This is a genomic window from Morganella psychrotolerans (assembly GCF_001676155.1).
Taxonomy (GTDB): domain Bacteria; phylum Pseudomonadota; class Gammaproteobacteria; order Enterobacterales; family Enterobacteriaceae; genus Morganella; species Morganella psychrotolerans.
This window is the reverse complement of the sequence record NZ_LZEW01000034.1, coordinates 1-12,273: the sequence shown is the minus strand read 5'-3', so window position 1 is coordinate 12,273 and position 12,273 is coordinate 1. Positions and strand designations below refer to the sequence as shown.

Here is a 12,273-nt window from a genome sequence, read left to right as displayed (position 1 = left end):
ACATGACAGCTGCAAATACCCGCGCAGGCGGAATAGCCTTTGCCGGATGCGAACCGATGATCCCTGTACCGGGTCCGAATACCGCACCGAATGCAACCGGTGTTCCTAATGTATTCAACTACTTCTGCTGTGGCGGCAACGAGCAGAATTTAATGTCTGTTCGTGTATCAACCATCTCTGCCGGAATTGTTATCGGGGCAACCGGGACAAACTCAGCTCAGATGAACCCGGTTCAGGGCTCAGGAAAATATTTTATCCAGGGGAGTCCGGCCACACGGTTAGGTGATATGAGCATGAGCAATAACTGCAATACCGCGGCAACACAAATTGCCCCGAGTCAGACAAAGTACTTTATCAATGCCTGAATTTTGCAGATGGACGCGCCATATTACCGTTGTAACCATCATGCTGGTTTGCAGCGGCTGCGCCCTGATCTGGCCGGAACCGCCGGAACCGCCACCGGCAGACCGGACTGTAAATTTGCGCATTGATGCAGCGCAAAGACTTAATACCGACAAAATGGGGCGCTCTTTCCCCGTCAAAGTCTGTGTTTTTGAAATAAAAAAAGATGACTGGCTGCCGCCCGGGCTTTACCGGAACGCGCCGTGTGAAGAGGTCGCCGCAGATAGTGTTGTAGTCAGTCAGGTGCAACATATTTTGTCGCCGGGTGAATCGCGCCTGTATTCATTTGAGATCCCCCGGGAGGCTGCCCGCTGGCTTATTGTTGCCGCCGAATTTCAGATCCCCGGTCAAAATAAAAATACTGTTCTGATCAATACAGAAGTTAATAAAAATTTAAATGTTGTTGCAGTGGTAAGTGAGCGCAGCCTGACACAAATGAATGCGCCCGTTTCAGGAAAGCCCTGAAAACCACTTTTTAGCGAAAAGCTGAGGACACTGATATGTTACTTAAACAGCGTGTAGCCTGGGTTGAAGGAATGCTGATGGAACCACAGCATTTTCAGCAGCAGGAGCGTTATCTCGAACACTTTACAGATATGCGTATCCGCAGTACAGATGCGCTGGCATGGGGATTCCATCAGATCCATATCGACAGCGGTTTACTCGATCAGGGTAAAATATCGCTGGTGCGCACCAAAGGGATATTTCCTGACGGCACTCCGTTCGATTTGGGTAATAATGATCCGCTGCCCATTCCGTTCGATCCCGGTCCGGATAGCCAGGGGCAGATAGTGTGTCTTTCTGTCCTGATGGACATGCCGGGCAATACCTTTATCGACCTGTCACAGGCAAAAAGTCACAGCCGTTTCAGTGTGCTCAATGCGGATGTCCGTGATCGCAATGCCGGTCTGGCCTCTGAGGGAACGCCGCTGGTGGCCACATTACAGTTAGGCTCTCTCCGGACACATCTGAACCTGAGAAGTGCAATCAGTGATGCGGAATCACTTCTGCCTGTCGCCCGTATTGTTGAGCGCACCCGTGACGGACGACTTATCCTGGATGATAAATTCCTGCCGCCGATGCTGGACTTCCGTGCCTTCGGCTGGCTTAAAAATGCCGTAACAGAGCTGCTCGGTTTAATGGTACAGCGGCTCGAAAGTGTTTACCGCCCGGATGTTCCGCTCACCACCGGCGGTCTGACTGAATTACTGGAACTACTGTTACTGCAAACACTCAGTGAATATCACCTGCGCCTGGCGCATCTGCTCGCGCAGCCGCAGGTTCATCCGGAGAGGCTGTTTTTCACACTTCTCGGTCTGCTCGGGCGGCTGAGTATTATCCCCGGAAAGGAAAATACATCACTCCACCAGCAATTTCATTATTCACACAATGAACCACAAAATGCGTATTTTTCCCTGTTCGCAGCCCTGCGGCGCGCATTGTCACTGGTCATTGAAGCACCGGCTATCGCACTGCCGTTTGTTGAGCGCGGGGATAATATTTATCTGTATCAAAACGATCCGCAGCTGCGCCTGGAAAAACTGATCTTTATCGTCAGCGCAGAACTTCCCGGTGACACAATGCGGACCACCTTCCCGGCTCAGACCAAACTGGCTCCGGTGGAAAAAATCGTCCAGCTTATCGATTTACAATTACCCGGTGTACGAATTACACCCATGCCGTCACCGCCACGGCACATCCCGTATTACCCGAACAGCATCTATTTTGAAGTGGATAATGCCGACCCGATGTACCGGGACATGCTGTCCGGAAGTGCAGCGGCGCTGAGTATTGTGGGGGATTTTCCGGGATTACGTTTTGAGGCATGGGGCTTACGTCAGGGGAGAGTAGGATGAATGAATTCGAACGCCAAATAAGAAATGCAATATCCACGGCCCGTACCGGCGTGAAACGGGCCGAACATTCAATAACCAACCCGTTATGGCAGGCTAAAAGTACCGTCGCGTCATTAGGTGCGATTATACCCGCCGGTATGCGGGGATCAGGAAACAGCCATTTTCCGGATGAGGAGATGCCGGGGATCCCCGCTGCAAATGAAGATCCGCCTGATACCGCTCTCCGCCATACCCGGGAATATGAAAAACATAATCCGATCCCGCCTCTGCGTCCGGCACAGCACCCGGCAGGCAGGCAGGGACGGCGCCCGGCAGAACAAAGCGGTGCCTTGTCCGGTATCTGGCATAACCCCTATATTTCAGCGGGGATGCCACTGCTTTTACAGGTCGAATGGTTCCGTAACGAGCCACAAACTGACTTTGTTTACGCGCGTCTGCAAATTGTGCGCAAACTGGAATTTTTCCGCAATGACCTGCGTAAACAAGGGTTTCCGCCGGAAGAAATTAATCATTTATCTTATCTTATCTGCACCTATACCGACGGGCTGTTCAATGACCTGCTGAAAGAGGAAACCACCGGCCTGAGCCTGCTGGTGGAATTTCATAAAGATGCCTGGGGCGGTGAGAACTGTTTTGAGCATCTGAAAAGCTATATTACCAACCCGTCAGACAACCGGGATATTCTTGAATTCTATTACTTTATTCTCTCGATGGGCTTTGAGGGAAAATACAGAATGCTGGAGCGTGGGCCGGTACTGTTAATGGATCTGCGCAATCATCTCAGCAACCTGCTTTATATGCAGAATACGACAGAGTACCTGTCAGATGTAACGGCTGAAACTGTCCGTCCGCAACGACGCCGGTTTATTACTGCGTTAAGGATATTAATATCCGGTCTGATTATTGCTGTTATTGCTTACGGTATTTCAGCCTGGTATCTCCATGAGCAGGCGCGTCAAATCCGTAACGATATACTCGCCTGGGTACCACCTGAGCCACGCAAAATTAATATCATGGAAACTCTGCCGAACCCGTTAACCCAAATTCTGAGTGAAGGCTGGCTCGAAGTCCGTAAAGATCCGCGCGGCTGGTTGCTTATCTTCACCTCTGACGGCGCCTTTCTGACCGGAAAATCGGAGTTAACAGAAGACTTTCTCAGCAAACGTAATATTGAACGCTTAGGTGCGGCACTGGCGCCGTGGCCCGGTGATTTGGAAGTCATCGGTCATACGGATGGCACACCATTCCGCAAAACATCGGTCAATAATAATCTGAAACTCTCGGAAAACCGCGCGGTCGTTGTGGCAGATATTCTGCGGACAAATACCACAATCAATGAGACACATAACCGGGAAATTACCGCGCTCGGCAGAGGGGAAAATGAGCCTATCGCAGATAACACAACGGATGATGGACGCAAACGTAACCGCCGTGTCGATATTTTATGGAAAATCGGTAAACGTGATGCAGAACAGGCAATGCAGGGCTATCAGGGAAGCGGCGCACCTGCAACGCTGACGGATGTGACCTATCCTTCTGCCGGTGATAATGATAACAGCGATTTGGCTGAATAACCGGCCATCCCGGCCGGATGAAGTAATTGTATACAAGGACGTATTATGATCAGACGATTTCTTATTCTCATCATCGCATTGATTGTCTGCTATGCCATTTGGTGGGTCGGTCCGATAGTGGCTATCGGGACGTTTTACCCGTTGGCGGGTGTATTAGTGCGTCAGATAATTATCGGTATTATTCTGTTCTGGGCACTGTGGCCGTTTATGGCCTTTTTCTTCAGCCGGATATTTCGTTTTCTCCGTACACCGCTGCCAAAACCCAGAAAGAAAATTATACAGCTTGATCGCGTTACCGCCCGCTTTACCGATGCAGTCCGGACACTGCAATTTATCTGTTTAGCCGGTAAAAAAACACGACAGCAGCGGATGAAAATTCATCTCAGCCGCGAATACATCAATGAAAAACCCTGGTTTGTAGTGATGGGTCCTCCCGGATGCGGCAAAACATCCGTTATCTATGACAGCGGCGAGCAGTTTTTACTGTCTGAACAATACGGGCTGGCACGTACCACTGATATCGGACCTACGCAAGATTGTAACTGGTGGCTGACCGAACGGGCGGTCTGGATCGATACGGCCGGAGAATGGGTACAGTTACACGGACAGAGTGATGACGCCGGATTTGCGCGGCAAAAACTGTTCTCACTCATCCGTAAACACCGCCGTTACCCGGGAATTGACGGGATCATTCTGTGTGCGGATGTCAGCACCCTTCTGTACGCGCCGCTGACTGAACGAAAATCACTGGCGGATACATTGCGTATCCGGATTTTGGAAATGGCATCCATATTTCAGTCTGATATACCGGTCTATTTATTGCTCAATAATATTGATCACCTTCCCGGCGGCGAAGCATTTCTGAATATAGTGGATGACAACCTGCTGAACGGGGGTCTGGGTATCAATCTGAAATGTACGGATGATCACCGCAATAATTTCATTGATGATGAAGACGCTTACCACGGATTACAGGTCAGAGTCAGTAACTACATACTCGAAATGCTGCACAATGTGCCCGATGACGGGTTACGCCACCAGTTGCTGCTTTTCATTGAATCTCTCGGTGCATTACGCAAACCGTTATTCTCCTTTCTGGAGCAGATTTTCCCGGCCTCTGTCACAGGGTACACCGGATGTCTGCGCCAGTTATGGCTGGGCAGTACCACATCACTGATGCCCCGCGAAACCTTGTATGACCCGGAGGCTGACGGGCTATTTGATGAGCGCCAGTCCGGTGCTATGTATCTCCCGGCACTCACTCAGGCAATCACTGAACGCGGTGTGTTACATACAGCCCGTTACCGGCCGCTGCGCAGTAAAATTTTTGCCGCAGGCCGCTACAGTCTTGCGGTGGTTAGTTTGCTGGCGTTACTTTTGCTGCTTTCATCACGTTATTTCTGGGAATCCGATTTTATCTCTTACGCGACGGCCCGTTTTGAGGAAACGAAACGCATTGTCCGGGATATCCCGGTGACCAGCCAAATCAACGACGATCTGATTGCTGCGTATGAGCAACTGGGTTACATCAATACCCAGTTTCTGGAGAGTTCTCCGCCCCTTATGACGCCCTATTTTGAACATACGCTGTTAAGTAATGCGATGGCGCAGACATACCGGCGTCACCTGTATAAAAGTTTCTGGCCGGCGGTTGAAAACTATATCGCCAATGAGCTGAAACAGGGCGCACTCAACGGCGATGCCGATGTGTATGACACGCTGAAAGTCTATCTGATGATGGTCTATCCGTCATACAGGGAACCGCAGGCGCTGGAAGACTGGTTTATGATCCGCTGGGATAACTATGCGGTACAGGGCTATACCGAGAGTGACCGCCGGTTGTTCCGTTATCATCTGCATGAATTATTCAGCGATACCTCATCTACCGCACCTGCGGCAAAAATGAACAGTGAGCTGCTCCGTATCGCCCGGGTCAATTCAATGAAAACACCGATACACCTTCGTGTTGTTAACCGCATCAAAGATAAACCGCTACCGGCATCCATCCGCAACATATCACTGGCAGATGCCGCCGGTCCCAGTGTGTCACTAATGCTTCGCCGCAAAAGTACCAATACCGTGACAGATACAGCCGTTCCGGGTTTCTATACCCGTGCCGGTTACAGAGATGTGTTTTTACCGCAGTTGCAGGAAGCCGCAACTGACATGATCCGCGAAGAAAACTGGGTATTACGTGACGGTCAGGAAAAACGCAATGACCCCGGCACACAGGAGGCAATACAGACACTCGCAGCCGAAGCACTGAATGCATATTTATCTGAATATGCAAATCAGTGGGATCGCTTCCTGGGTGATATCCGGGTACGTCCGATCAGTGATCTCGATGATGCCGCACAATTGGCACGACAGTTCTCTGAACCCTCATCCCCGCTGACAAATTTAGTGCAGTTTGCCATCAATGAAACCATGCTGAGCAGAGAAAGCAGGGAAGATGTATCCGGTTGGTTCGCGCAGCAGGAAAACCGCCTCACACAAACCCGGCGCTCACTGCTTGACGGGATCAGTAATGAACGGGCGACCGGAACAACACCGGAAAAAAATCTGGAAGCCCGTTTTGAAGCCCTGCACCGTTTGCGTCAGTCTGCTACCGCGGGCAGTAATGACCCGCTGTTCAGTGTTTCAGACCAGGTTTACAGTAAGCTGGCGACCGTCTCGGCATCTCTGCGGGCCGGGAAAATTTTACCGCAGAACAGTGAAATCAGCAGGCTACGCGATGATATGGCACGCCAGCCGGAACCGGTCCGCAGTGTCATGATGGATTTACTGTCCACCGGTGAACAACAGAGCCTGCAAAAAAGCAAAGAAAACCTGAGCCGCGGGGCCTCCTCTATTGCCTCTGATTCATGCAGAACGACCATCAGTGGCCGCTACCCGTTTAACCGGAATGCCCGTGAAGAGGCCGGAATAGGTGATTTCACGAGGATGTTCGGGCGCGGTGGTGCTATCCAGGTATTTTTTGATGAAAATCTTGCGGCATACGTCAATACCGGCACAGCGCCATGGCAAATTCATGCAGGCAGCCGGGGAGTGGTATCCGCCAGAACAGTGGTGTCATTTGAAAATGCGGCAAGGATCCGTGACGCTTTCTTTAATCCTGCCGGCGAAATGTCCATGTCCATGATAATCCGCCCGGTATCCCTGTCACCTTCAATTTTAGAAGCCGTTCTGGATATTGACGGACAAATTATCCGCTACAGCCACGGCTATCAGGAGCCGGTCAAAATTAACTGGCCGGGGCCCAAAGGCGGCATCTATGTACGATTGACATTTAAAACACAGGACGGACGGGTGGAAACCGTCAGTTTCGACGGACCCTGGGCGCTTTTCCGTATGTATGACGCCGGTAATCCTGTGCAACTAAGCAGTAACAGCCGTCAGCTCACTATCGCTATGAGTGCGGTGAAAGGATTCTTTATTGTCGAACTGAATTCAACAATGAAGGATTATCCGTTGTGGTCACGGGCGTTAAAACAGTTCTCCTGCCCGGGCAATATCTGACAGAGAAAAGGACAACCATTATGTTAGATCCGAAAAACTTACAATCGGTACTGAATTTTAGTACCGAATCAGGAAATGATGCCACATCAGAATTACAAAAACCGTTTATGGAAGGGATTGAAAAAATGAGCATGTCAGGATCAGACGCATCCCGATCCATACTAAAAAATGTTAATCAGTCCTGTAGTCAGATGATGCAGGAAATGAGCAAAATGTTTGACGGGTTACAGGACAATATCGATGCTCATCAAAAAATGCAGCAGGCAGAACGCCCTAAAGATTTTGATACTGCAATGAAAGATTTACGGACATCACTCTCATCCGGCTTCCCGGAAGAAATGAAAGCTATGTTCGATAAGTTACCCAAAATTTAAAACTCACTCAGTCAGAAAACCGGGGAATACCCGGTTTTTTTATGCCAATAACATCATCCGGAAAATATCCGTTTCAGATAGGGATTTACATTTAAATACGCTGTACATGCTACTCTCCTGCTGAAAATATTTTTTTTACATCACTTATATTAAGGATCCGTATGACATACCTTCGTACCGTTATTATCTCCGGTTTCATCGGCTTAGGTTTTACGTTTTCTGCCGCGTCAATTGCCGGCGAAAAAATAACAAACCCGCTGGAACAGTGCTATGAGTCGATTGGTGATGCCCCGAGGACAGAACTTGCCGGTTGCTTAACGGCAAAATTCAATACGGCTGATACTCAGTTGAAAAGTGTGGTGAAGCAGGAAAAAGATAACTTAGCATCACTGAAATCAGCAGGAAGCAAAAAAGCGATTAAGTCACTGAATGCATCACAAACAGCCTTTACCACATTCCGTGATACAGAATGTCAGCGCCGGTATGATGCAGCGCTTGGTGGCAGTGGTGCCGGTGATTTTATGAAAGCGTGTCAGGTTGAACTAACCGAATGGCGTATTCAGCAGCTTCAGGCCGAATAAATCTTACATAGGGTGAACCGGGTACTATTATTCTGTTCATCCTTATTATTTATTGTAACAATTATCTTATACCCTATCCTGAACCATCCCATTCATCTCTGATTTAATCATCTCATTAGAGCATATCCGAAATAAAATAAACACAATCAACCACTATGCAATATTTATTTCCGTTTCATAATTTCTAAACATATTTCAGACAAAATAAACATAATCTTTGTATATCCAGCTAAGTGAATTTACCTTATGGTATATAATTAACTCATTATAAATGTAATCAGAAGTCTCTTTAGTACTTTTTAAATTCTGTCCACCTTTCTTATATAAATTTATGGCCGGCCATAAATATTGGAGAATACCGGTATGAAGAATTTTATTCTAAAACGCAGTTTTCTTTCTGCATCCGTCATTATTGGATTAGGTATATCAACCCAGGCACATTCTGGCATCACCGGTCCATTCGGTCCGTTTAATGAAGTATTCAGCGGAATACCCATTGAGGTAAGTAATACAACCTCAGGTACTGAACTATGGATTGTTAATGATGAACGAGCGGCTGTTGATGAAAATTATGCATTATTTATTACAGATAATGGTGGAATCGACCTTGGTGATAACGGTAACCGGGAAGAAAAAATTCAGTATAATAATATTTTTGCATTCGCATCAAACAACAGTGATACCGCCTCAATTATATTAGGCTCAGGCAGTAGTACAGCCAGCCCTTATTTTAATGCGGATAGTGTCGGTGTTTATTCAAATCAGAATGGTATACAGGTTAATAACGGCAATCTTACACTAAAAAATAGTCATATCTCTGCACTGGAAACCGCAATAGTAATCGATAATTCTGCCGGTGGTCAAAGTAAGGTCGATCTTTCCGATATTACTATCAAATATACCCCCGAGGATTTCGATTATATCTTAAAAGAATATCTTTATACCACTACCCCTGTAGGGGGCACAGAAGGTCGTATTGGTCTGGATATTATCGGAAACAGCAGTGCCGATAAAACAAAACAAACAACGGTGACCGGAAAAAACATAACCATTAATAGTCGCTATCTTGCTTTAGTTATAGGTAAAGGCGCACAAGGTGATTTTAATAATTTAAATATCACCACAACAAAGACGGATCAGCCGACTATCGAAGCATCCGGTGAAAATACAACACTGAAAATTTCAGACAGCACTATTAATTCGTCATCAACAGGTGTTGAAGCCATCGGTACAGGTGATTCCGCTAAACAATCCGCAAAAGTAGTACTTAACCATTCCGTCATTAACCGTAACAGCAGTCGGTTTGGTTTACTGGCACGCAAAGGCGGAATAATAGAAGCAAATGATGTCGATATCAATTTAAAAGGCGGACCCGGCGGCAGTGCCGGATTTAGCTTCGCCGCCGTGGCCGTCCGCGACGAAGGCACGCTTGCTGAACTTAATAACGTCAGAATTAATGACTCTCTTGATAATTCCCCATCCGGGATGATTGGTATTTATGCTGACAGCGGAGCAAAAGTTAATGCAGACAATGTTAAATTAACCAGCAACTCAGCCGGAGGAGAAGGGATCCGGTTACATCAGGAAAAAACGGTCGTTAATTTAAAAAACAGCCAGTTTGATATAACCGGAAATAAAGCCTCTGCGGTTGGTATGCTATCCGGCACACTGAATGTTGAAAACTCTCTCATCAAAGCTACTGATTACATCATCAGTATTGGTAATGTTGAAGATCTTCCCGCAAATAATATCAATATTAAAAACTCGACCCTTGCCACAGATAATATGCTGCTGCGCGGTGGCCCGAATGTGGAAGTAAATTTCACCGCCGATAACAGCCAATTATCCGGGCGGATACAATCACAGGGTGGATTTCCGGGAAGCGGTCATTCAAGTATTACCCTCGCCAATAATACGACCTGGTCATTCGGGGCGCTTTCCACTATGAATGAACTGCATCTCGATAACAGTCTGGTCAGAATGCTGAAACCGGTTAATGACGCATTCAACCGGCTGGAGGTTGATACACTCACCTCAAAAAACGGGGTGATTGAATTGTGGACGGTCTTTGCCGGGGATGATTCAAAATCTGATCAGGTATTAGTCAATGAATCTGCTACTGGTCAGACCGGGCTGCGTTTCCGTAAAGCCGGTGGCGAAGGCGCATTAACAAAAAATGGGATACTGATTGTTGATGCCGCCGACAACAGTGGTTTCGGCGGTCCGAAAGCAACAACCACAACAGACGCTTTCCATATCGATGGTGGCTCAGATGGTTATCGTCAGGGCTACGGTACCATTGTATCGGGTGCATATGAATACACACTGACCCGCGGTGCCGATATAAGTAAAAATGAAAGTAATTGGTATCTGACTTCTCTCAAGAAAAAAGATGAAATTGTACCTCCTATTCTCCCGCCGAAAGTCATACGTCCGCCGGAAATCAGCATGTATTTTGCCAACGCACAGGCAGCACGGGACATGCAACGCCATAAGTGGCAGGACAGAGCTGGCTCCCGTATTAATGCAGATGATACTGATGGTTCACCGGTAGCCTGGGCGCGGATTGTTGCAGATACCAGCTCGTTTAAAGATGAGTTCGGTGACAAACGTAAAACAAATACACAGGTGCTGCATTTAGGCAGTGATGTTTACCGCCACAACTTCAGCAATAACAGCCGCATCACATTAGGTGCAATGGCACTCATCGGCAAGGCGTCCAGTAAAATAACCGTAAGCTCACAGGATGCAAAAGGGAACGTCTCCACACGCAACGGAAACGGTGATGTAAACAGTTATAATATAGGGACTTATGCAACCTGGCAGCAGGATCCGCAAAGTGCGGCCGGTGCGTACGTCGATACATGGTTGCTTCAGGGATGGAGCCGTAACGAAGTCAGCGGCAGCGGTCAGGACAAAGATAAATACAATTCAGGCAATCTCTCATTATCTGTCGAAGCCGGTTACAGCCAACCGATTTATGAAGCAGAGAATGTTCGCTGGACAGTGCAACCGCAAGCTCAGATTATCTGGTCTAAATCCTCAACCAGCGACTATACACGTAAGGCTAATAAGGACAAAGTGGTCTGGGATGATGAGTCACAGTTTACTACCCGTATTGGTGCGCGTCTGGCCGGGGATATCAAAGCTGAATCCGGTGTGATATTCCGTCCATTCACCGAGCTGAATTATTTGCGCTATCCGGACAGTCAGACAATACAGTTTGGCGCTGATCGCGCTAAAGATAAAATGCCGAAATCGGCTGTCGGGATGAGCTTAGGTTTACAGGCAAATATGAATGACAATATTTTAATCCGCGCTGAAGTTCAGGGCGAAAAAGGAAATATGGATTACAGCAACTTAGGTGGCCAGCTCGGGATCACCTATAAATGGTAATATAATGACATAATGATATAATGATATAATGATATAATGATATAATGATATAATGATATAATGATATAATGATATAATGATATAATGATATAATGATATAATGATATAATGATATAATGATATAATGATATAATGATATAATGATATAATGATATGGCACTCCGGTGCCATATTCTTTTATCTTCTCCGGACATTACTAACTGAATACTATACTTATCCATTCAATAAATTATCTGTTTTTATATCTGTCATTACCCCGCAGGTATTTAATTTACCGTCAGCAGCGCAAAATAGAAACCGTTGTTTCATTTATGGATAGTGTCGGGGTTCACTGCATCAGGTAAGGAGGAGGATAACCGGGGGATATCAGGCAGGTAAAAAATGGCGGTGGTGTTGTTTATTCAGTAATTTTATTGCATTCAGGCTGATTGTTGATTGCTTTTTCGCCCAAACGCAAAAAAGCCACCCAAAGGGTGGCTTCTCGGCTTAAATAATAACCTGGCGGTTCCCTACTCTCACATGGGGAGACCCCACACTACCATCGGCGCTACGGCGTTTCACTTCTGAGTTC

At 47.2% G+C, this 12,273-nt stretch carries 8 protein-coding genes and 1 rRNA gene; 8 read left to right on the top strand and 1 reads right to left on the bottom strand.

What is annotated here, in order from left to right:
* Positions 1 to 2 precede the first annotated feature (2 nt).
* From AYY16_RS18300 to AYY16_RS18265, 8 genes are all read left to right on the top strand, one after another.
* Positions 3 to 365: a PAAR-like domain-containing protein gene (locus AYY16_RS18300; RefSeq protein WP_067370038.1), complete on the top strand. Its 363-nt coding sequence runs from the start codon at positions 3 to 5 to the stop codon at positions 363 to 365.
* The gene (gene tssJ / locus AYY16_RS18295; RefSeq protein WP_082970806.1) at positions 358 to 867 is read left to right on the top strand and encodes a type VI secretion system lipoprotein TssJ; all 510 of its coding nucleotides are present in this window, start codon (positions 358 to 360) and stop codon (positions 865 to 867) included. The genes AYY16_RS18300 and tssJ overlap by 8 nt, the downstream gene beginning before the upstream one ends.
* Before the next feature lie 35 nt (positions 868 to 902).
* Positions 903 to 2,258 (top strand): type VI secretion system baseplate subunit TssK, encoded by a 1,356-nt coding sequence (gene tssK, locus AYY16_RS18290; RefSeq protein WP_067370031.1) that lies wholly within the window; start codon positions 903 to 905, stop codon positions 2,256 to 2,258.
* Complete coding sequence (gene icmH / locus AYY16_RS18285) at positions 2,255 to 3,832, top strand: type IVB secretion system protein IcmH/DotU (RefSeq protein WP_067370028.1); 1,578 nt, start codon at positions 2,255 to 2,257, stop codon at positions 3,830 to 3,832. The genes tssK and icmH overlap by 4 nt, the downstream gene beginning before the upstream one ends.
* A gap of 45 nt (positions 3,833 to 3,877) precedes the next feature.
* Positions 3,878 to 7,351 (top strand): type VI secretion system membrane subunit TssM, encoded by a 3,474-nt coding sequence (gene tssM / locus AYY16_RS18280; RefSeq protein WP_067370025.1) that lies wholly within the window; start codon positions 3,878 to 3,880, stop codon positions 7,349 to 7,351.
* 20 nt (positions 7,352 to 7,371) lie between these two features.
* A complete protein-coding gene (locus AYY16_RS18275; RefSeq protein WP_067370022.1) occupies positions 7,372 to 7,725 on the top strand; it encodes a DUF6277 family protein in 354 nt (117 codons plus the stop codon).
* Between the two features lie 161 nt (positions 7,726 to 7,886).
* Entirely contained in the window at positions 7,887 to 8,306 is a 420-nt protein-coding gene (gene umoC, locus AYY16_RS18270) for a lysozyme inhibitor LprI family protein (protein ID WP_067370019.1), read from the top strand.
* A gap of 363 nt (positions 8,307 to 8,669) precedes the next feature.
* Positions 8,670 to 11,702 carry an autotransporter family protein gene (locus tag AYY16_RS18265; protein WP_150384542.1) on the top strand — a complete coding sequence of 1,011 codons (3,033 nt, stop codon included), beginning with the start codon at positions 8,670 to 8,672 and terminating at the stop codon, positions 11,700 to 11,702.
* 496 nt (positions 11,703 to 12,198) lie between these two features.
* Here the strand turns inward: AYY16_RS18265 and rrf are convergent.
* Positions 12,199 to 12,273 (bottom strand): 5S ribosomal RNA (gene rrf, locus AYY16_RS21845); the annotation flags it as partial.

Excerpts from the sequence above, each read along its gene's own strand:
- AYY16_RS18300 (WP_067370038.1), top strand. The coding sequence starts at position 3 with ATGACAGCTGCAAATACCCGCGCAGGCGGAATAGCCTTTGCCGGATGC.
- tssJ (WP_082970806.1), top strand. The coding sequence starts at position 358 with ATGCCTGAATTTTGCAGATGGACGCGCCATATTACCGTTGTAACCATC.
- tssK (WP_067370031.1), top strand. The coding sequence starts at position 903 with ATGTTACTTAAACAGCGTGTAGCCTGGGTTGAAGGAATGCTGATGGAA.
- icmH (WP_067370028.1), top strand. The coding sequence starts at position 2,255 with ATGAATGAATTCGAACGCCAAATAAGAAATGCAATATCCACGGCCCGT.
- tssM (WP_067370025.1), top strand. The coding sequence starts at position 3,878 with ATGATCAGACGATTTCTTATTCTCATCATCGCATTGATTGTCTGCTAT.
- AYY16_RS18275 (WP_067370022.1), top strand. The coding sequence starts at position 7,372 with ATGTTAGATCCGAAAAACTTACAATCGGTACTGAATTTTAGTACCGAA.
- umoC (WP_067370019.1), top strand. The coding sequence starts at position 7,887 with ATGACATACCTTCGTACCGTTATTATCTCCGGTTTCATCGGCTTAGGT.
- AYY16_RS18265 (WP_150384542.1), top strand. The coding sequence starts at position 8,670 with ATGAAGAATTTTATTCTAAAACGCAGTTTTCTTTCTGCATCCGTCATT.